Source organism: Streptomyces sp. NPDC107528, from assembly GCF_055639295.1.
In genome coordinates, this window is the sequence record NZ_JBVKAV010000007.1 from 1 (window position 1) to 20,462 (window position 20,462).

The window sequence follows — 20,462 nt, forward strand, 5'->3', positions numbered from 1 at the left end:
GGGGTATCAACATATCTGGCGTTGATTTTTGGCACGCTGTTGAGTTCTCAAGGAACGGACGCTTCCTTTGTACTCACCCTCTCGGGCTTTCCTCCAGGCGCTTCCCTTCGGTGTTTCCAAACTCTATCAGGGTTTTTCCGGCCCTCTGACCACCGCCCTGCGAGCATGCAGAAGGTGACCCCGAGATAGGATCTGACAAGTTTGTTTCTGCCAGGCGAGGTTGCGTAGTCGCGTCGCTCAGCCCCAAGCAGGAGTACGACAGTACACGCGGTCACGGAGCGGGTGCAAATCGATTTGGGGTATGGTCTAGACCACTCCGGTCTGCTCGCGCGGAACCGGCACTTCGTGTGACATACCCTGCTGAACAGTGTGCCGTCTCGCACAGGCAGCGACGGCCATACCGATCTCCACCCCTGGGAGGCTTCCCATGACCACCGTGACGTCCCCATTGGCAGGACGCGCCGTTGGACTGGCGTCCGTGCCGGATCCGGTCTTCTCCGGGGCCATGGTCGGCCCGGGCACAGCGATCGACCCGGTGCGTGAACCGTCCGAGGCTGTGTCCCCTGTGGACGGAGTCATCGTCTCTCTCCATCCGCACGCCTTCGTCGTCGTCGACGAGCAGGGCCACGGTGTCCTCACCCACCTCGGCATCGACACGGTGCAGCTCAACGGCGAGGGCTTCGAGTTGCTTGTGAACAAGGGCGACACCGTGACGCGCGGCCAGAGCATCGTCCGATGGGACCCCTCATCCGTCGAGGCAGCCGGCAAGTCTCCGGTGTGCCCGGTAGTGGCCCTTGAGGCAACGGCGGAGGCCCTCTCCGAACTGCGTGACAGCGGCGATGTGAAGGCCGGCGACAGTCTCTTCGGCTGGAAGTGACTTCGGTGCCGTCGCATGGCGGCACGTAGGGACGACAACCACTGCGGCGGCTTGGCCCGCCGCACTAGCGGAGACGGTGAGATGGAGACAACGCTGCGAGGCGTCGGCGTGAGCCACGGTGTGGCGATCGGCGAGGTTCGGCACATGGGAACGGCGGTCCTCGAGCCGCCTGCCAAGCAGATTCCGGCCGAGGACGCGGAGCGCGAACAGGGGCGCGCCCGCCAGGCCGTTGAAGCTGTGGCAGCCGACCTGATGGCGCGCGGCAATCTGGCGGGGGGCGAAGCGCAGGCTGTGCTCGAGGCTCAGGCCATGATGGCCCAGGACCCCGAGCTGATGGCAGATGTGGACCGGCGTATCGCCGTGGGCAGCACGGCCGAGCGTGCCGTGTACGACGCCTTCGCCGCATACCGGGAGCTGCTGGCCGGTGCCGGTGAGTACCTTGCCGGTCGGGTGGCCGACCTCGATGACGTGCGGAATCGTATCGTCGCTCGTTTGCTCGGGGTTCCGATGCCGGGTGTCCCGGACAGTGACGAGCCCTATGTCCTTGTCGCCCGCGATCTCGCGCCGGCCGACACGGCGCTGCTGGACCCCGCCCTGGTTCTCGGCTTTGTTACCGAGGAGGGCGGGCCGACCAGCCACAGCGCGATTCTGGCGAGGGCGCTCGGTGTGCCGGCCGTGGTCGCGCTGCCGGGTGCCGGTGAGCTCGCCGAGGGTACGGTCGTAGCTGTGGACGGCAGCACGGGCGATGTCTTCGTGCACCCGAGCGACGAGAAGCAGGCGGAGCTGGAGGGCGCTGCTGCCGCGCGCAAGGCCGCCCTCGCCGCGTCCACCGGGCCGGGCGCCACGGCCGACGGCCACAAGGTGCCACTGCTGGCCAATGTCGGCGGACCGTCCGACGTTCCCGCCGCTGTCGAAGCGGGCGCCGAGGGTGTCGGTCTGTTCCGGACCGAGTTCCTCTTCCTCGACGACAGCAAGAAGGCACCGTCGGAGGAGAAGCAGGTCGAGGCCTACCGGCAGGTTCTCGAGGCCTTCCCCGAGGGTCGTGTCGTCGTACGTGTTCTGGACGCCGGCGCGGACAAGCCGCTGGACTTCCTGACGCCGGCCGATGAGCCGAACCCGGCGCTGGGTGTGCGGGGGCTGCGGACGTTGCTGGACCACCCCGACGTGCTGCGCACTCAGCTGACGGCCCTGGCGAAGGCGTCCGAGGGACTGCCGGTCTACCTCGAGGTCATGGCCCCGATGGTGGCGGACCGGACCGACGCGAAGGCGTTCGCGGACGCGTGCCGTGCGGCCGGGCTGCAGGCGAAGTTCGGTGCGATGGTGGAGATTCCGTCGGCCGCGCTGCGCGCCCGTTCGATCCTTCAGGAGGTCGAGTTCCTGTCGCTGGGGACGAACGACCTCGCGCAGTACACCTTCGCCGCGGACCGTCAGGTGGGTGCGGTGTCCCGACTGCAGGATCCGTGGCAGCCCGCGCTGCTCGACCTGGTCGCGCTGTCCGCGGAGGCGGCGAAGGCCGAGGGCAAGAGCTGTGGCGTCTGTGGTGAGGCCGCGTCCGACCCGCTGCTGGCGTGTGTGCTGACCGGTCTGGGTGTCACCTCCCTTTCCATGGGTTCTGCATCGATTCCATATGTCCGGGCGACGCTGGCGAAGTACACGCTGGCGCAGTGCGAGCGTGCCGCTGCGGCCGCGCGTGCCGCGGACAGCGCCGAGGAGGCACGCAACGCCGCTCAGGCGGTGCTGTCCGGCGAGTAGTCGGAACAGGACATCTGCGCGATGGCTGCCGGCCCGTTGTGATGGGGCGCTCCACCGGTTGGTGGGGCGCCCCATCCGCTTCAGTGGTGGTGTCCCGGAGGTGCTTCCTCGTTACCGAGGTCCGGTGGCACGCAGTAGTCGACGCCGGATTCCGGGGAGATGAGGTCTCCCGATTCGATGTCGGTGCAGTAGGCGTCGAAGACCTCGCCGGCGGTGAGGGGTGCCAGTCCGTCTCCGCGCAGGCGCCATCCGTAGATGCGGTCGGACGTGCCCGGGGCGCTGGTCCGCATGACGAGTCCACCGGGGCTCCGGGTGGCCAGGCCGACGGCGAGGACCGTGGTGAACTCCAGGGCTTCGGCCTCGTCGAGGTGCGTGGCGCCCTCGGTGTCTTCGTCGGCGTGCAGGACGGAGACGAGTGCTTCCGGGGTCCCCGTGACGCTGCAGACGAGGTGCCGGCTGCCCGGCTGGGCCGTGTCGAGGATGCGGACGAGCAGGCTCGAGGCGCGCACGAAGGCCGAACGGCCGATGTCCTCGCCGCAGGTGGCGCAGGCGCCGAGACGTGCCAGGAGTGTGGAGGCGTACTCCCACGTGGCTTGCCGGACGGCTTCGTCGACGAGGGTCGGGACGAGGTCTGCGAGGGGCTGACCCTGGTAGGGGACAGTAGGTCCCGTGGTCGCGAGTTCGGCTGTGAAGCGTGTGCGGCTCGCCGCGTTGTCGGGGTCGAGGCCCGTCTCCGCGCAGAACTCGGCGTACTCCTGCGGATCGAAGAGCGCAATCGTCGTATGGCTGCCTTGGGAGGCCCGAGTCCTGAGGAGGGCCTCCATCTGTTGCAGATAGATCTTGTGGTCGTCGAAGGTGAAGCTGCGGTAATGCCGCATGGCACGGAAGTCGTGCTCGTCGGTGAGCAGGCCGATCGTGCCGGCGATTTCGCGGCGCAGGACGCGCCGCATCGTCTGGTGGTCGGTGTGCGCCATGTTTCCCCCTGTGTGTGCACAGTCGATCAATGCTCACTCACAGTAACCGGCTGCACTGACAACGGCCCCGGCTCGCCGTGGTTCGACGAATCCGAGGCCGGGTGTCCGGTCAGGCGCGCTTGCGGGCCAGTTCCTCGTAGAAGTGCAGGAGGTCGAGGTTGTCGATGGAGCCGGGGTTGACCGCTCGCTCCAGGGGTGTGCCTTGGAGGAGGCGCTTGACCGGGACCTCGATGCGCTTGCCGGTGAGGGTGTGGGGAACGCCGGGGACTTCGATGACCTCGTCGGGGACGTGTCGCGGTGAGAGCTGTTCGCGGATGGTCTGCTTGATGCGGCTCAGGAGCGCTTCGTTGAGCACGGCTCCGGGGGCCAGGTGAACGAACAAGGGCATCCAGTAGCCGCCGTCGGGCTGTTCGATGCCGATGACAAGGGATTCCTTGATCTCGGGGAGGCGTTCGACCGCTTCGTAGATGTCGGCCGACCCCATCCGGACGCCCTGGCGGTTGAGTGTGGAGTCGGAGCGGCCGTGGATGACGACGGAGCCTCGTGAGGTGAGTGTGATCCAGTCGCCGTGGCGCCATACGCCCGGATAGGTGTCGAAGTAGCTGTCGTGGTACCGCTCGCCGTCGGCGTCGTTCCAGAAGTAGATCGGCATGGACGGCATGGGGTTGGTGACCACGAGTTCACCCACCTCGTCGATGAGGGGTCCGCCGCTCGGGTCCCAGGACTGCAGGTCGGTGCCGAGGCCTGGGGCCTGGAGTTCGCCGACGTACACGGGCACGGTGGGCACGGCTCCCGCGAAGCAGGAGCACACGTCCGTGCCGCCGCTGACGGAGGCGATCCAGAGGTCGTCGCTGACCTCGTCGTGCAGCCATCGGAATCCGTCGGGCGGCAGTGGTGATCCGGTGGTGGCGACACACTGGATCTTGGTGAGGTCGAAGTCGCGCGCGGGGTGCACGCCGGCCTTGCGGCAGGCCATGACGTACGCGGCGGAGGTGCCGTACAGGGTGGCTCCTGTGCGTTCGGCGATTCGCCATTGGGCGCCCGTGTCGGGGTAGCCCGGGCTGCCGTCGTACAGGACGATCGTGGTGCCCGTGAGGAGGCCGGAGACGAGGAAGTTCCACATCATCCAGCCCGTCGACGTGTACCAGAAGAAACGGTCCTCTGGGCCCAGGTCGCAGTGCAGTCCGAGTTGTTTGAGGTGTTCGACGAGGATGCCGCCCTGGGACTGGACGATGGCCTTGGGGAGGCCGGTCGTGCCGGAGGAGTAGAGCACCCAGAGCGGGTGGTCGAAGGGCACCTGCTCGAAGACGGGTTCCTCGTCGGCGGCTGTGACGTCCGACCACTCAAGCGCACCGTCGGGGGCCGCTGTGCCGAGGAGTGGGATGTGCACCACGGCCCGCAGCGTGGGCAGTTCGCGGCGAAGCTCGGAGACGATGTCGCGGCGGTCGTGCTCCTTGCCGCCGTAGCGGTAGCCGTCGACGGTGAACAGCAAGACCGGTTCGATCTGCTGGAAGCGGTCGAGGACGCTGCGGGCGCCGAAGTCGGGGGCGCAGGAGGTCCAGACTCCGCCGACGGCGGCGGTGGCGAGGAGGGCCACGACGGCTTGCGGGATGTTCGGGAGGTAGCCGCTGACGCGGTCGCCGGGACGCACGCCGAGGGCGCGCAGCTCGGTGGCGAGGGAGCCGACCTGGCGGCGCAGCTCGGACCAGGTCACGGGGCGGGGCTCGTGGGATTCGTCGACGTACAGGAGTGCGGGTTCATCGGCGCGGGTCTCGGCGGCGCGCAGGGCGTGCTCGGCGTAGTTTAGGGTGGCGCCGGGGAACCACTGGGCGCCCGGCATCGAGCGGTCGCCCAGCACGCGCGCGTAGGGGGTGGAGAAGCGGACGTCGAACCACTCCGTGACGGCCTTCCAGAAGGTGTCCAGTTCGTCGACCGACCAGCGGTGCAGTGCCGCGTAGCCACCCTCGGAGGGGGCGCCGTGGTGCTCGGCGGCCCAGGCCTGGAACTTGGTGACCTGAGCCCCGGCGATGCGCTGGGGATCTGGCTGCCAGAGCGGCTGAGGGTTCGCGATCGACATGGGGCGGCTCCCGGACTGTGCGCGTCGTGTGCGTCTTCCGCGCACGGCTGGGTGTGCGCGCTACGCGGCTGACAGGGACGATGCCATGTGATCGACTTCTACACCAGGGTGCCCCCCACACAGTCCGTGTCGTGAAGATGTGGTCCCGGCACGGGTGAACGGAAGTTGAACGACACACGCGTGTGGGGCGGTCGGTGGCAGGCTGAGCAGCATGAACGGTCGTGACCTGGTGCGTTCGATGAAGGTGGTCGGTTCTGTGGGAGCGGCCCAGGGGTTGCGTACCGTGCGAGCGGCGTGGCGCAGGAGGCGTGCCGACGCTGTGGGACTGCCGCCGCGGGGTGCGGAGCGTGCCCGGGTGCCTGGGCCGGTGCAGGAGGTGCGGCCCGGTCCTGGCGGTGGTGTCGTCCGGTTCAGCCGGTCCGAGCTGCGCGTCACCGTCGCCGTGAACGGCGCGGTGTTCTGGGGCTGGGACGGGGTCTCTCCGGAGCCGTCGTACGCGCTCGCGGGCAGCTGTCCGGAACCGGATCCGCGGGCGGTGCTGGAGCCCGACAAGGACGGTGGTTGGCGGGTCGTGGCCGAGCGGGTCACGGTCGTCATCTCACGGCACGGCGCCGTGGAGGTGAAGACGCCCGGTGGCGTGACGCTGCGCCGCGACCTGCCACCGCGCTGGTGGGAGCCCGTCGACGGTGGGGCGGCGCGGTGGATGCAGCGGTCGGAGGTGGCCGCGGACGCGCGGTTCTTCGGGCTCGGGGGGCGTGCGTCCGGCCCCCGGCTGAAGGACGGAACGTATCGGCTGTGGAACACCGACCCGGGCCCTGCGTTCGGTCCTGCTGACGACCCGCTCTACATCACCATGCCCGTGCAGGTGGTGGTTGCCGACGCGGCCACGCACCTGGTGTTCCACGACACCTCGTGGGACGGCACGGTGACATTGCGGGAGGGCGAGGAGGGCGCTGGGTCGGGGCACGACCGGGCGGGAACGTGCGAAATGCGGATGGACGGCGGTCCGCTGCGCTGCTGGGTCATGGTGGGTACCCCCGCGCGTGTGCTGCGCGCCTGGGCCGCACTCACCGGTGCGCCCGCTCTGCCTCCGGCATGGGCGCTGGGCCACCATCACGCGCGATGGGGTTTCGGCAGCGAGCACGAGGTCCGGCGGATCGTTTCGGGCTACCAGGAGCGCGGCCTGCCCTTGGACGCGGTTCACCTGGACATCGACCACTACGACGAGCACCAGGTGTTCACGGTCGATCAGGACGCCTTCCCCAAGCTGCCGCAGCTCGCCGAGGACTTGCGCCGGGACGGGGTCCGCCTGGTTTCCATCGTCGATCCGGCAGTCAAGGCCGCGCCCGGCAATGCCGTGTACGACAGCGGGACGGCGGAGGACGCGTTCGTGCGGGACGCCTTGGGACAACTCGTGCGGGGAGTCGTCTGGCCCGGGGAAGCGGTCTTCCCGGACTTCACGCACGCGCGCGTGCGCAAGTGGTGGGGTGGGCTCTACGAGGAGCGGGTGGGGCAGGGTTTCTCAGGCTTCTGGCATGACATGAACGAGCCGACTTCGTTCGCGGCCTTCGGAGAGTCGACGTTGCCGCGTTCGGCCCGGCACGCGCTGGAAGGGCGGGGCGGGGACCACAGGGAGGCGCACAACGTCTACGGTCTGTGCATGGCCAGGGCCGGCTTCGAGGGCTTGCTCGAACTGGCGCCCCGGGAGCGGCCTTTCGTCTTCTCCCGCTCGGGATGGGCCGGCATGCAGCGCTACGGAGGCACGTGGTCCGGGGACCTGGCCACAGGCTGGCCCGGGCTGCGGGCGTCGCTTTCGCTGGTCATGGGTCTCGGGCTGTGCGGGGTGCCCTACTCGGGGCCGGACGTGGGCGGATTCGACGGGAGTCCCTCACCGGAGCTGTATCTGCGCTGGTTCCAGCTGGCCGCGTATCTGCCACTGTTCCGTACGCATGCGAGTCTGCGGGCGGGGCGCAGGGAGCCGTGGGAGTTCGGCCCCGAGGTGCTGGAGCACGCGCGCGTGGCGCTCGTCGAGCGTCGCAGGCTGCTGCCCTACTTCGTGACGCTGGCGCATCTGGCCCGGCGGACAGGGGCGCCGTACGTGCGTCCGCTGTGGTGGTCGGCACCGGAGGACCGCGCGTTGCGTGACTGCGAGGATGCGTTCCTGCTGGGCGACTGTCTGCTGGTGGCGCCGGTGCTGGATCCGGGCGCCGACCGACGTGCGGTGCAGCTGCCGCGAGGGCGCTGGTACGACACGGCGACGGGGCGGGCGTACGAGGGGCCGGGGCAGATCCTGCTGGACGCGCCCATGTCGCGGCTGCCGGTGCTGGCGCGCTCGGGTGCCGTCGTCCCCGTGCGCGCCGACGACGGCGGGCTGGAACTGGAGGTGTGGGCACCCGCCCCCGGACGCACAGGGGGCGGGCTGGTCGTGCCGGACACGGGTGACGGCGAGGACGAACCGGAGATCGAGCGGTATGCCACCCGTTGGGAAGGCCGAAAGCTGGTCGTCGAGCTGGAGCGCGAGGACGGCATGATCGCCTCGCCCCGTCCGGTGCGCATACGAGGGCTCGATCAGGGTTCGGCTCAGATGTAGCGGCCCTCGAAGAACGCCCTGACGGCCACGGTGTGCAACGGGAAGGCGAGCTCCTCCGGCCTGCGCAGGAGGTGCCAGCCCTCGGTCTCGTCCGTGGCGGCCGAGGTCGGCAGTCGGTCGGCCGGCCGTTCCGGAAGGAGGCCGAACAGCAGCAGGTGGCCGTCGGGAGAGCTCATCGCGTCGACGAGACGTACGTCGCGGCCGGCCGCGTCGATGCCGGTCTCTTCCCAGAGTTCGCGGACGACGGCCTGCCGCCAGTCCTCGCGGTCGTCGATGTAGCCACCGGGCAGGGCGATGCCTCCGCGCGCGGGGGCGACGGTTCGGGTGATGACGACCAGGGCGGTGCCCTGCTCGTCGTACACGGGCTGGAGCGCGATCGCTACCGGCAGCGGGTTGCGGTAGGCCACGGCGCCGCACGCAGAGCAGGTGCGGGGCCAGCCGGAGACGCCCTCTCCGTAGGGCGCGCCGCAGCTTGAACAGTGGGAATCTGCTGCGGAGTTGGGGGCGGAGTGCTGAGTTTCGGACACGCTGCGGACTGTATCCGATCAGTGGAGGGGCGTCTTCCGGGGGGCGTCACTAGTGCCTGGTCAGGGATTTCCTGGACACGGGGAAGTCGAAGTAGGTGTCCGGGTAGGGCTCCGGTTTGAACGTGTAGTGCCACCACTCCTCGGCGAGGTTCACGAATCCGAGGGCTTCGAGGGTGCTCTTGAGCAGCAGCCGGTTGGTCCGTTGTTCGCCCTGGATGCGCGGGTCGAGGGTGTGGGACAGAGTGTCGAAACAGTCGAACCCGGTGCCCATGTCGACGGAGTTGTCGGGAAAGCGCTCGGCCCGCGCTGCGAAGCAGGGTACGAGGGGCTCTCCTGGTACGTACGGCCTGGTGGGTTTCGCCGGCAGTCCGACGATCGTCAGGTCCATGGTCGAGCCGCGGCTGTGCCCGGACTTCTCGGCGATGTAGCCGTCCGCGAACAGAAGGGTCTTGTCGACGTTCGGGTAGAACTCGTCCTTCATTGCTTCGTCGTCGAGGTCTTCGGCCCAGCGCACGAAGTGGTCGACGGCGCGCTGCGGGCGGTAGCAGTCGTACACCTTGAGCGTGTAGCCCTGGCGCAACAGCCGCCTCTGGGCCTTGTGGAGGGCCTCCGCGGCGGGTCGGGTGAGGATGCACAGGGGCTGTCGGTAGCCGTCGATGCGCTCGCCCACGAAGTTGTGCGGGGTGAAGTAGCGCATCTCCTGAAGGATGGTCGGGTCCACGGATCTCAGCGCCACGAAGTCCTTCGGCGCTTTGGGCTCCGGCTTCGCCTGGGCAGCTGCTGGGGCGGCGGTCACGGCGAGGAGGGTGGCGAGGGTGGTGACCAGTCCCCGTACCGCGGTCGAGAGTCGTGTCATGTCTCCTGCATCTATCAGGAGTCTGCTCCGTCGCGGAAGCGATCTGATGCATTCCACCCCGAAAGCCGGACAGGAAGGCCGCCGCCGGTGAGTCCGGGCGACCCTGCCGCTTTTCCGTCGACCATGGCAGACTTCTGACGTTCCGTCAGATCTGACGATCGGGAGGGGCTATGCCACGCACGCGCACACCGGTGGTCGCCGGGTGGTTCGCCGGGGACGAGACCGACTTCCGCCTCCTCGGCACCCGCTGCTCGGCCTGCACGTCGGTCTTCTTTCCGCGCGAGGACGCTCACTGCCGCAACCCCGACTGCCCGGGCGGTGACCTGGAGGAGGTTCCGCTCTCGCGGCGGGGGCGCGTGTGGTCGTACACGGACAGCCGATACCGGCCTCCGTCACCCTATGTGACCAACCCGGAACTTCCTTGGGAGCCCTACGCGTTGATCGCTGTGGAGCTGGAGTCCGAGCGCCTCGTGGTGCTGGGACAGACGGTTCCCGGGATCACCGTCGCCGACCTGACGGTGGGCATGGAGGTGGAGGTCGTCCCGGCAGTGCTGCACGAGGACGCGGAGACGACCTGGACGACGTGGCAGTGGCGGCCGGCGGGGGTGACGGCATGACGGACGACGTGGCGGTGCTGGGCGCGGGCATGCACCCGTGGGGCAAGTGGGGGCGCAGCTTCGTCGAGTACGGTGCGGTGGCGGCTCGCGCAGCACTCGCCGATGCGGGACTTGAGTGGCGGGACATCACGTCCATCGTCGGTGCGGACACCGTGCGGGGCGGCTATCCGGGGTACGTGGCGGGGGCGACGTTCGCGAAAGCGCTCGGCTGGCAGGGGGCCCGGGTTGCGAGCGTGTACGCAGCGTGCGCGTCCGGGGCGCAGGCCATCAACACCGCGCGGGCGCAGATACTTTCGGGACTCGCCGACGTGGTGCTGGTGGTGGGCGCCGACGCGGCTCCCAAAGGCTTCTTCCGGCCTGCGGGCGGCGATCGGCCCGACGATCCGGACTGGCTTCGCTTCCGGGTTCTCGGTGCGACCAATCCGACGTACTTCGGTTTGTACGCGCGTCGGCGGATGGCCGTGCACGGGGACACACCGGAGGACTTCGCGCAGGTCAAGGTGAAGAACGCCACCGTGGGTGCGCTCAATCCCTACGCCCGCTACCGCAAACCGGTCACCGCCGAGGACGTCGCCGCCTCCGCGGTGGTCGCCGATCCCCTGCGGCTGCTCGACATCTGCGCGACCTCGGACGGAGGGGCGGCGCTGGTGCTGGCCGGCATGGAGTTCGCACGTCGGCACGGGGTCAGTGATCCGGTGCGGATCCGGGCCGTGTCCACCGTGACACCGCGTTACCCCAACACCGTCCTGGATCTGCCCGACATCGCAACCGACTCGGCGGTGGCAGTGCAACCGGCGGCCGAGACATTCCGGGAGTCGATCGCGCGCGCGGCCTATCAGGAAGCCGGCATCGGCCCCGATGATCTCTCCTTCGCGGAGGTCTACGACCTGTCCACCGCACTGGAGTTGCAGTGGTACGAGGATCTGGGGCTGTGCGGCCAGGGAGACGCCGCCAAGCTGCTGCGGGAGGGCTCTACATCACTGGGTGGACGAATACCGGTGAACGCGAGCGGCGGTCTTGCCTCCTTCGGGGAGGCGGTTCCGGCCCAGGCGATCGCCCAAGTATGCGAACTCACCTGGCAGTTGAGAGGCGTTGCAGGCGACCGGCAGGTCACCGGGGCACGTGTGGGAATCGCCGCCAACCAGGGACTGTTCGGGCACGGCTCGGCCGTGGTCGCGGTGCGATGAGTCGTGAGGGCTCGTCGGGCCCGGACACGCGGTTGTGAGGGTGGCGTCACCGTCGTACCACCACGGACGACGTGGCGTTTCTACACTCCGTGAGCAAGCCGGAATCCTGCGTGAACGTCTCATGAACTGGGCTCGGGCCAGCTTCGGCGGCGCCATCATGCTCCCGTGGACTCCTGGACGGATACTCTCCGCTTCGCCTTCCAACCGGTGGTCAATCTGACGACCGGTGGAGTCGCGGGGCTGGAGATACTCGCCCGCCCGGAGACCGGTGACGTCCTGGCCGAGGCGCGCCGCGATCCCGAACTCGACGGCCGGCTCGCCGTGTTGGCGTTCCGTGCGGCGGCACGCAAGGAGACGTTGCTGCCCCTGTACGTCAACGTGTTCGCCGGCACCCTCGCCGACCTCGGCGGGCTCACTCCGCTGCACGATGCCGTGCGCGCGGCGGGTCGCCTGCCGTGGGAGGTGACGATCGACATCGGTCCCCCGTACACGCACGTGCCGCAGCACGCGCTGCTGGAGGCGATCGGCGCGCTACGGAACCAGGGCTTCCGTATCAGCGCGGACGGCGTCGGAGACGGAGACCTCCCGCTGCGCCTGCTCACGGACATGGCGCCGGATCTAGTCAAACTCGACATGTCCCTGCTGGCGCGGCCGGCCGCGGTGCGGGCGATGCGGACGCTCTGCGAGCAGCAGGGAGCACTCCTGTGCGTCGAGGGCGTGGAGACGGAGCTCCAGTGCGCGTCCGCGCGGTCGGCCGGTGCGCAGCTGGCTCAGGGTGAGCTGTTCGCCCCGCCGGCTCGCTTGCCCGCCGCGGAGGTATACGTTCCGCCACGCTCCCCCGGACTGTCGGTGACGCCACGGTCAGGACCTTCGGTACGGGAGTTCGTGCGGCCGGCCGCCTTGTTACCCGCCACCGCGTCCGCGGGTCAGGTGCGGGCGCTGCTGACCGGGTCGCCGGAGGTGTCCGGGGTGCTGCTGGTGGACCGGAGCGGCGTTCCGGTGCGGTCGGTGCACCGCTCCCGCTTCCTGCTGTCGATGTCGGGCCGCTACGGCCATGCCCTGTACGCGGACCGGCCCGCGGCCAAGCTCGGAGATCCCCCACGCACCGTCGGCGTCGACGCCACCGCGTGGGAGGTGCTGGACGTGGTCGCGGACGGCGGCCGTAACCGTACGTCCGACGACGTGGCGGTGGTCGACCGGTACGGCCGCTGCGTGGGCGTCGTACGGCTCGCGGACCTCGTACGGGCACTGGCCGAGAATCGAGTCGAGGAAGCTGCGGCGCTCAACCCGCTGACGCGGCTGCCCGGCTCGGACGCGATCACCGGTGAGGTGGACCGGCGGATCGCGGACGGCCGGAGGTTCGCGCTGAGCTGGCTGGATGTGGACCACTTCAAGCAGGTCAACGACGGCGCCGGGTTCGCGGCGGGCGACGAGCTGATCCGGTCGGTCGGACGGGTGCTGCAGCACGCGGCTACGGACAGTACCCGCGTGGGCCACATCGGCGGGGACGACTTCCTGGTGCTGGCTGATCCGGAGGGACTGGACCCGCTGGCCTCGTCGGTGCTGGACGCGCCCTGGTCCGCGGGTGGACTTGCCATCACGCTGTCCCTGGCCACGGTCCTGTGCGAGCCGGGCAGCGTGACGGACCACCGGCAGGCGGCCGCCTGTCTGGCGCCACTGAAGAAGGCCGCGAAGTCGCTGAGCGGAGCGAGCTGGGTGCTGGGCCGGGCAGGGCTCCCCGGGCACGAGATCCTGCGCGGGGTGGACGAGGCGACGGCCCCCGCCGAGTGGGCGGTGGCGGAGCCGGGCAGAGGGTGAGACGCTTCTCCTACCAGGTCGGCGGAGGCCGAGGCGGTGTCCGTACGGCCTCAGCCGCAAAACATCATCATCGGCCCCGTCGGGACCAGCAGGAACTGGCCTCCCTGCCGGCCTCAGCGGGACCCCGGAACCCGTCCCGCCCGCGAGTGGACGTGCCGCGAGCCCGGTCGACGACGGTCCGTGACCGTGGGCACGCCCTCAACCGTTGACGTCCGCGACCTTGACGCCCCCTGGACGCCGGTGAACACTTCCCGGTGTCAGTCGACATCGCCGTACATTCTCGGCGTATCCACGCACTGCGCCACGCGGCTGCGCCTGGACCAGAGCCCATTCCCCACGGGCGAGTCGGCTGCGACGGCACGCTCGTCACGGACGCCGGGCGGGGCGCGGGACCCTTCCCTGCCTTTGCCTTCGGCTGAAGTAGCCAAGGGAAACGCACCCTGCACGGAGGTTCGGGGTCGATCACCCCGGGCCACGGCCAAGGAGCCGCCATGACCAACGGAGACATATTCGTCGGCGAGATGATCGGCACGGCGATCCTGATCCTGTTCGGCGCCGGCGTCTGCGCCGCCGTCACCCTGAGATTCTCCAAGGCACGCGCCGCAGGCTGGGTGGTGATCGCGTTCGGGTGGGGCTTCGGTGTGCTGGCGGGCGCCTACACCGCCGCGCCGCTCTCCGGCGGCGTGCTCAACCCGGCCGTCACCTTCGGTCTCGCCGTCGACACCGGCGTGTGGGACAAGGTCTGGGTCTATCTGCTCGGTCAGATCACCGGCGCCATGATCGGCGCGGTGCTGTGCTACTTCACGTACTTCGCCCAGTTCCAGGCCAACGTGCGGAAGACGGGCACCACAGAAGGTACGTTGGACGAACCGGTTCCGACCCTCGGCATCTTCTCCACGATCCCGGAGATCCGGAACCCGATCGCCAACCTGATCACCGAGATCCTGGCCACCATCGCCCTGGTGCTGCCCCTCCTGGCGCTGGTCGGCAACAACAGGCACGTCGAGGGCATCGGCATCGGGCAGATCGCGGGTCAGGCCGACGGCATCTACGGCTCCGGCATCGCGATCCTGCTCGTCTCACTGCTGGTCGTCGGTATCGGCCTCTCGCTGGGTGGCCCGACCGGGTACGCCATCAACCCGGCACGTGACCTCGGACCGCGCATCATCCACACCTTCCTGCCGATCCCGAACAAGGGCACGTCCGACTGGGGCTACTCGTGGATCCCGGTGGTCGGTCCACTGATCGGCGGCCTGCTCGGTGGCCTCATCTACAACGCAGCCTTCTGAATCAGCCCAAGGGGTAGCCATGACGGACAACGCCGAAAAGTACGTCGCCGCGATCGACCAGGGCACCACCTCCAGCCGCTGCATCGTCTTCAACCAGAGCGGCGCCATCGTCGCCGTCGACCAGCGCGAGCACCGCCAGATCTTCCCCAAGCCCGGGTGGGTGGAGCACGACGCCACCGAGATCTGGTCCAAGGTGCAGGCGGTGGTCGCCGGCGCGATAGCCAAGGCCGGCCTGCGTGCCGACCAGCTCAGCGCGCTCGGGATCACCAACCAGCGCGAGACGACGGTTCTGTGGGACCGCGCGACGGGCAAGCCGGTGCACAACGCGATCGTGTGGCAGGACACCCGTACGGCGGCGCTGTGCAACCAGCTGGGGGGTTCCGACGGTCAGGACCGATTCCGTGAGCAGACCGGGCTGCCGCTGGCCAGCTACTTCTCCGGCCCCAAGGCTGCCTGGCTGCTGGACAACGTGCCGGGCCTCAGGGACCGCGCCGAGCGCGGCGAGATCGCCTTCGGAACCATCGACTCCTGGCTGATCTGGAACCTCACGGGCGGCACGAACGGCGGGCAGCACGTCACCGACGTGACGAACGCCGGACGCACCATGCTGATGAACCTCGAGACCCTCCAGTGGGACCCCTCCATCCTGTCGGCCATGAACGTCCCCGAAGCCGTCCTCCCGGAGATCAAGTCGTCCTCGGAGGTGTATGGGACCGCCGTCGGACAGCTGGCCGGGGTGCCGGTCGCCTCGGCCCTGGGCGACCAGCAGGCAGCCGTGTTCGGGCAGGCCTGCTACGACGTCGGCACCGCGAAGAACACCTATGGCACGGGCAGCTTCCTGCTGCTCAACACCGGCAACCGGCCGGTGCCGTCGAAGAGCGGGCTGCTGACGACGATGGGCTACAAGATCGGCAGCGAAGCGCCCGTGTACTGCCTGGAGGGGGCAATAGCCATAACGGGCGCGCTGGTCCAGTGGTTCCGCGACCAGCTCGGCATCATCCGCACCGCCGACGAGATCGAGCCCCTTGCGGCGAGCGTCGAGGACAACGGCGGCGCGTACATCGTGCCCGCCTTCTCCGGCCTCTTCGCGCCGTACTGGCGTTCCGACGCGCGCGGAGTGGTCACCGGACTGACGCGGTACGTCACCAAGGCGCACCTCGCGCGCGCGGTGCTGGAGGCGACGAGCTGGCAGACGCGCGAGGTCGTGGACGCCATGTACCAGGACTCCGGCGTGCAGATCACGACCCTCAAGGTCGACGGTGGCATGACGAAGAACAACCTGCTCATGCAGCACCAGGCGGACGTGCTCGACGTGCCGGTGATCCGGCCCAAGATCTCCGAGACAACCTGCCTGGGTGCCGCGTACGCGGCGGGGCTGGCCACCGGCGTGTGGAACGACCTGGACGAGCTCAAGGCGCACTGGGCGAAGGACGTCGAGTGGACGCCGAGCATGACCGCCCAGGAGCGGGACCGCGAGTACCACCAATGGCGCAAGGCGGTGGAGAAGAGCTTCGGCTGGCTGGAGGACGGCGATAGCTGACCGCCGCCTTCAAAGCGGTCCACGCGTGCGTGCACTCGGCGTGAGGCACGCGCGAGCCGCCATGACCCACGGCTCGTACCCCGGTCGGCGGGGGTACGGGCCGTGCCCGTCGTCCGGGCGTCAGGTGGCCACGGTCTGCCGGTGGTCGGCCTGGTAGGCCATCGCGTGCTGGACGACACCGATGAGGGTCTCCTTGACGGACTCCCGGTCGCGGGCGTCGCACAGCAGCAGCGGTACGCCGTCGTCGAGATCGAGGGCCTGCCGGATGTCCTCCGCCGGGTAACGGTCGGCTCCCTCGAAGCAGTTGACGCCGACGAGGAAGGGTATGGAGCGCCGCTCGAAGTAGTCGACGGCCGCGAAGCAGTCCTCGAGACGCCGGGTGTCGGCGAGCACGACGGCGCCGAGCGCACCCTCGGACAGCTCGTCCCACATGAACCAGAACCGCTCCTGGCCGGGCGTGCCGAAGAGGTACAGCACCAGGTCCTCGCGCAGGGTGATGCGCCCGAAGTCCATGGCCACGGTGGTGGTGCGCTTGCCCTCGACACCGCTCGTGTCGTCGACCGGCCGTCCGGCCTCCGTGAGCAGTTCCTCAGTGCGCAGTGGCCTGATCTCGCTGACCGCGCCGACGAGGGTGGTCTTGCCCACGCCGAAGCCGCCGGCCACCAGGATCTTGAGCGTGACGGGCTCGACCGGAGGCTTCCCGCGCTCAGAACGCCCGAAGATCATCGATCTCTTCTCCTGCTTGATGGGGGTCGCGCGACGGTGGGCCGTAGCCTCCGCCGCCAGGGGTTTCGATGACGAGTACGTCGCCGGCTCCGACGTCAGCCGAGTCGCTGGCGCCGAGCGCGGTGACCGTGCCGTCCGCGTGCTCGACGCGGTTGGCTCCCAGCGCGCCGGGTTCTCCGCCCGCCATGCCGTACGGCGGGACCCTGCGGTGCTGGGAGAGGGTGGAGACGGTCATGGGCTCGTGGAAGCGGATGCGGCGCACGGCGCCGTCCCCGCCCCGCCACTGCCCGGCCCCGCCGCTGCCGCGCCGTACGGCGAACTCGTCGAGCTGTACCGGCAGTCGCCACTCCAGCACTTCGGGATCGGTGAGCCGCGAGTTGGTCATATGGGTCTGGACCACGGGTGCGCCGGGGAACCCGTCGCCCGCTCCGGACCCGGAGGCCACGGTCTCGTAGTACTGATGCCGTTCGTTGCCGAAGGTGACGTTGTTCATGGTGCCGGAGCCCTCGGCCTGGACGCCGAGCGCGGCGTAGAGGGCGCCGGTGATGGCCTGGGAGGTCTCCACGTTGCCCGCGACGACCGCTGCCGGGGGTTCCGGGGCGAGCATGGAGCCGGGCGGCACGACGATGTCCAGAGGGCGCAGGCAGCCGTCGTTGAGCGGGATGTCGTCGGCGACGAGAGTGCGGAAGACGTACAGGACAGCCGCGTTGACGACCGAGAAGGGGGCGTTGAAGTTCGTGGTCAGCTGCGGGGACGTGCCGGTGAAGTCGACCGTGGCGCAGCGGTTCTCGCGGTCCACGCGCACGCGGACTTGGATGATCGCCCCCGAGTCGGTCTCGTAGGCGTACTCGCCGTCGTCCAGGGCGTCGATGACCCTGCGCACCGCTTCCTCGGCATTGTCCTGGACGTGCTTCATGTACGCCTGGACGACGTCGAGGCCGAAGTTGTCGATCATCCGGGCGACTTCCTCGACACCCTTCCGGTTGGCGGCGATCTGGGCGCGCAGATCGGCGAGGTTGGTCTGGGGGTTGCGCGACGGGTAGGGCGCCTGGGTGAGCAGGCCGAGCGTCTCCTCCTCGCGGAAGCGGCCGTTCTCGGCGAGCAGCCAGTTGTCGAAGAGGATTCCCTCCTCGTCGATGGTGCGGCTGTTGGCGGGCATGGAGCCGGGCGCGATGCCGCCGATCTCGGCGTGGTGGCCGCGTGAGGCGACGTAGAAGAGGATCTCCGGCTCACCCTCCGTGTTCGTCGGGCTGGTCGTGTCGAAGACCGGGGTGATCACCGTGACGTCGGGCAGGTGGGTGCCGCCGTGGTACGGGTCGTTGACGGCGTAGGTGTCGCCGGGACGCATCCGGGAGCCGCGGCGCCGGATGACCTCCTGGACACTCGTGCCCATCGAGCCTAGGTGGACGGGGATGTGCGGGGCGTTGGCCACCAGGTTTCCGTCCGGGTCGAAGAGCGCGCAGGAGAAGTCCAGGCGTTCCTTGATGTTGACGGACTGGGCGGTGGATTCGAGGCGGGCGCCCATCTGTTCGGCGATGGACATGAAGAGGTTGTTGAACACCTCAAGGAGAACCGGGTCGGCTTTCGTGTCGAGATCGGAACTCTGTGTAATCGCCGCGCGTTCCATGACCAGATGTCCGTCGTCGGTCGTCGCGGCTTGCCAGCCGTCGTCGACGACGGTCGTCGCACTGGCCTCGGTGATGATCGCCGGGCCGGTGACGGTTTCGCCGGGAGGCAGGTGCTCTCGGCGGTGGAGGGGTACGTCGCGCCAGGTGCCGCCCGTGTGGAGGCGGACGGTTCCCGGAGTGGCCGGGCTGCCTTCAGGGGCGGCTTCGTGAGGGGCGAGAGCGGAGAGATCGGGGGGTTCAGTGATGCCGGTGGCTTCGACGGAGAGGGCTTCGACGACGATCGGGCGGTCGAGGGTGAAGGAGTACGTGGCGCGATGACGTTCTTCGAAGGCGTGCCTCATCGCATCGGGCTCGGTGAGCTCGACGGTGAGGGTGGTGTCGGTGCCGTCGTAGCGGAGTTGGGCGCGGCGGGTGACCTGGATGCGGTCCTCGGGGATGTCCTCGTCGAGGAGTTCGGTGCGGGCGACAGCTCCCAGGTCGTCGGCCGTCTTCAGGATCCCGGGCATCGAGGCGGCTCGCAGAGGTGCCTCGACGGACTGTTCGCGCATGGCCGTCGTGTCGGCGAGGCCGATGCCGAGCGCGGAGAGGACGCCGGCCATGGGAGGCACGAGGACCGTGCGGATGCCGAGCGAGTCGGCGACCATGCATGCGTGCTGGCCGCCCGCGCCGCCAAAGGTGGTGAGGGTGTAGCGGGTGACGTCGTGGCCCTTCTGGACGGAGATCCGCTTCACGGCGTTGGCGATGTTGGCGACCGCGATCTGCAGGTAGCCCTCGGCGACTTGCTCGGGCGTTCGGTCGTCGCCGGTCTGCTCGCGGATCTCGTTCGTGAGGGCGGTGAAGCGCTCACGGACGAGGGCGTCGTCGAGGCGCTGGTCCCCGTCGGGTCCGAACACCTGGGGAAAGTGGGCGGGTTGGATGCGGCCGAGCATGACGTTGGCGTCGGTGACCGCGAGCGGCCCGCCGCCCCGGTAGCAGGCAGGGCCCGGGTCCGCGCCCGCCGAGTCCGGCCCTACGCGGTAGCGGGACCCGTCGAAATGGAGGACCGAGCCACCGCCGGCCGCGACGGTGTGGATGTCCAGCATGGGGGCGCGCAGCCTGACACCGGCGATCTGCGTGGTGAAGACGCGTTCGTACTCGCCCGCGAAATGCGAGACGTCAGTCGACGTACCGCCCATGTCGAAGCCGATGACGCGGTCGAAGCCGGCGAGCTGCGACATGCGGGCCATGCCGACGATGCCGCCGGCGGGCCCGGAGAGGATGGCGTCCTTGCCGCGGAACTGTCCGGCTTCGGCGAGGCCGCCGTTGGACTGCATGAACATCAGCCGCACGCCTTCGAGTTCGTCGGCGACGTGCTGGACATAGCGGCGCAGGACGGGCGAGAGGTAGGCGTCGACGACGGCGGTGTCCCCGCGCGGGACCAGCTTCATCAGCGGGCTGACCTCGCTGGACAGCGAGATCTGCGGGAAGCCGATGCGGGCGGCGAGCTCTCCGACGGCCTGCTCGTGCGCGGGGTGGAGGTGGCTGTGCATACAGACCACGGCGACGGCGCGGATCCCGTCGTTGTAGGCCTCCTGGAGGGGGCCGGTGAGGGCGTCGAGGTCGGGAGCGTGCAGGAGGCTGCCGTCGGCCGCGATGCGCTCGTCGACCTCGATGACTCGTTCGTACAGCAGCTCGGGCAGCTCGATGCGGCGAGCGAAGATGCGCGGGCGGTTCTGGTAGGCGATGCGCAGGGCGTCGCGGAAGCCGCTGGTGATGACGAGCAGGGTCCGCTCGCCCTTGCGCTCGAGGAGGGCGTTGGTGGCGACCGTGGTGCCCATGCGGACGGCCTCGATGGGGTCCTCGGAGCCGTCCAGCAATTGACTCACGCCCGCCACGGCCGCATCGGAGTATCGCGCCGGATTCTCCGACAGCAGCTTGTGCGTCAGCAGACGGCCGTCCGGGCGTCGCGCGACGATGTCCGTGAAGGTGCCGCCTCGGTCGACCCAGAACTGCCAGCCTGTCACG

At 69.3% G+C, this 20,462-nt stretch carries 14 protein-coding genes; 8 read left to right on the forward strand and 6 right to left on the reverse strand.

Going from position 1 to position 20,462, the window contains the following annotated elements:
* Positions 1–427: 427 nt before the first annotated feature.
* Complete coding sequence (locus tag ACZ7L5_RS22420) at positions 428–877, forward strand: PTS sugar transporter subunit IIA (RefSeq protein WP_471518482.1); 450 nt, start codon at positions 428–430, stop codon at positions 875–877.
* Positions 878–958: 81 nt separating this feature from the next.
* The gene (ptsP, locus tag ACZ7L5_RS22425; RefSeq protein WP_471518483.1) at positions 959–2,629 is read left to right on the forward strand and encodes a phosphoenolpyruvate--protein phosphotransferase; all 1,671 of its coding nucleotides are present in this window, start codon (positions 959–961) and stop codon (positions 2,627–2,629) included.
* A gap of 80 nt (positions 2,630–2,709) precedes the next feature.
* Here ptsP and ACZ7L5_RS22430 read toward each other — a convergent pair whose 3' ends face one another.
* Both ACZ7L5_RS22430 and ACZ7L5_RS22435 read right to left on the reverse strand, forming a co-directional pair.
* Positions 2,710–3,603, reverse strand: coding sequence for a hypothetical protein (locus ACZ7L5_RS22430; protein ID WP_471518484.1), 894 nt, complete (start codon positions 3,601–3,603; stop codon positions 2,710–2,712).
* A gap of 109 nt (positions 3,604–3,712) precedes the next feature.
* Positions 3,713–5,680: an acetoacetate--CoA ligase gene (locus ACZ7L5_RS22435; protein WP_471518485.1), complete on the reverse strand. Its 1,968-nt coding sequence runs from the start codon at positions 5,678–5,680 to the stop codon at positions 3,713–3,715.
* Between the two features lie 211 nt (positions 5,681–5,891).
* Between ACZ7L5_RS22435 and ACZ7L5_RS22440 the strand changes: the two genes are divergently transcribed.
* Positions 5,892–8,270, forward strand: a complete 2,379-nt coding sequence (locus tag ACZ7L5_RS22440) for a glycoside hydrolase family 31 protein (RefSeq protein WP_471518486.1) — start codon at positions 5,892–5,894, stop codon at positions 8,268–8,270.
* On the opposite strand, the gene ACZ7L5_RS22445 is transcribed toward ACZ7L5_RS22440, so the two are convergent.
* Together ACZ7L5_RS22445 and ACZ7L5_RS22450 are read right to left on the reverse strand one after the other, a co-directional pair.
* Positions 8,261–8,797 (reverse strand): NUDIX domain-containing protein, encoded by a 537-nt coding sequence (locus ACZ7L5_RS22445; protein ID WP_471518487.1) that lies wholly within the window; start codon positions 8,795–8,797, stop codon positions 8,261–8,263. The genes ACZ7L5_RS22440 and ACZ7L5_RS22445 overlap by 10 nt on opposite strands.
* A gap of 49 nt (positions 8,798–8,846) precedes the next feature.
* Positions 8,847–9,653: a M15 family metallopeptidase gene (locus ACZ7L5_RS22450; protein WP_471518488.1), complete on the reverse strand. Its 807-nt coding sequence runs from the start codon at positions 9,651–9,653 to the stop codon at positions 8,847–8,849.
* A 191-nt stretch (positions 9,654–9,844) separates the two neighbouring features.
* Between ACZ7L5_RS22450 and ACZ7L5_RS22455 the strand changes: the two genes are divergently transcribed.
* The 5 genes from ACZ7L5_RS22455 to glpK all read left to right on the forward strand — a co-directional run bounded on the left by ACZ7L5_RS22455 (position 9,845) and on the right by glpK (position 16,104).
* Positions 9,845–10,270: a Zn-ribbon domain-containing OB-fold protein gene (locus ACZ7L5_RS22455; protein WP_471518824.1), complete on the forward strand. Its 426-nt coding sequence runs from the start codon at positions 9,845–9,847 to the stop codon at positions 10,268–10,270.
* Positions 10,267–11,457, forward strand: coding sequence for a lipid-transfer protein (locus ACZ7L5_RS22460; RefSeq protein WP_471518489.1), 1,191 nt, complete (start codon positions 10,267–10,269; stop codon positions 11,455–11,457). The genes ACZ7L5_RS22455 and ACZ7L5_RS22460 overlap by 4 nt, the downstream gene beginning before the upstream one ends.
* 165 nt (positions 11,458–11,622) lie before the next feature.
* Complete coding sequence (locus ACZ7L5_RS22465) at positions 11,623–13,275, forward strand: EAL domain-containing protein (protein ID WP_471518490.1); 1,653 nt, start codon at positions 11,623–11,625, stop codon at positions 13,273–13,275.
* A gap of 491 nt (positions 13,276–13,766) precedes the next feature.
* On the forward strand, positions 13,767–14,564 hold the full coding sequence (locus ACZ7L5_RS22470; RefSeq protein WP_363039304.1) for an MIP/aquaporin family protein: 798 nt from the start codon (positions 13,767–13,769) through the stop codon (positions 14,562–14,564).
* Between the two features lie 19 nt (positions 14,565–14,583).
* Positions 14,584–16,104: a glycerol kinase GlpK gene (gene glpK / locus ACZ7L5_RS22475; RefSeq protein ID WP_363039306.1), complete on the forward strand. Its 1,521-nt coding sequence runs from the start codon at positions 14,584–14,586 to the stop codon at positions 16,102–16,104.
* Positions 16,105–16,224: 120 nt separating this feature from the next.
* Here the strand turns inward: glpK and ACZ7L5_RS22480 are convergent, their stop codons facing one another.
* Together ACZ7L5_RS22480 and ACZ7L5_RS22485 are read right to left on the reverse strand one after the other, a co-directional pair.
* Positions 16,225–16,830 (reverse strand): GTP-binding protein, encoded by a 606-nt coding sequence (locus ACZ7L5_RS22480; RefSeq protein ID WP_471518491.1) that lies wholly within the window; start codon positions 16,828–16,830, stop codon positions 16,225–16,227.
* Positions 16,811–20,461 carry a hydantoinase B/oxoprolinase family protein gene (locus tag ACZ7L5_RS22485; protein WP_471518492.1) on the reverse strand — a complete coding sequence of 1,217 codons (3,651 nt, stop codon included), beginning with the start codon at positions 20,459–20,461 and terminating at the stop codon, positions 16,811–16,813. The genes ACZ7L5_RS22480 and ACZ7L5_RS22485 overlap by 20 nt, the downstream gene beginning before the upstream one ends.
* Position 20,462: the final 1 nt, after the last annotated feature.

Coding starts and splice junctions, on each gene's coding strand:
- glpK (WP_363039306.1), top strand. CDS start 14,584: ATGACGGACAACGCCGAAAAGTACGTCGCCGCGATCGACCAGGGCACC.
- ACZ7L5_RS22470 (WP_363039304.1), top strand. CDS start 13,767: ATGACCAACGGAGACATATTCGTCGGCGAGATGATCGGCACGGCGATC.
- ACZ7L5_RS22435 (WP_471518485.1), bottom strand. CDS start 5,680: ATGTCGATCGCGAACCCTCAGCCGCTCTGGCAGCCAGATCCCCAGCGC.
- ACZ7L5_RS22460 (WP_471518489.1), top strand. CDS start 10,267: ATGACGGACGACGTGGCGGTGCTGGGCGCGGGCATGCACCCGTGGGGC.
- ACZ7L5_RS22480 (WP_471518491.1), bottom strand. CDS start 16,830: ATGATCTTCGGGCGTTCTGAGCGCGGGAAGCCTCCGGTCGAGCCCGTC.
- ACZ7L5_RS22440 (WP_471518486.1), top strand. CDS start 5,892: ATGAACGGTCGTGACCTGGTGCGTTCGATGAAGGTGGTCGGTTCTGTG.
- ACZ7L5_RS22430 (WP_471518484.1), bottom strand. CDS start 3,603: ATGGCGCACACCGACCACCAGACGATGCGGCGCGTCCTGCGCCGCGAA.
- ACZ7L5_RS22420 (WP_471518482.1), top strand. CDS start 428: ATGACCACCGTGACGTCCCCATTGGCAGGACGCGCCGTTGGACTGGCG.
- ptsP (WP_471518483.1), top strand. CDS start 959: ATGGAGACAACGCTGCGAGGCGTCGGCGTGAGCCACGGTGTGGCGATC.
- ACZ7L5_RS22450 (WP_471518488.1), bottom strand. CDS start 9,653: ATGACACGACTCTCGACCGCGGTACGGGGACTGGTCACCACCCTCGCC.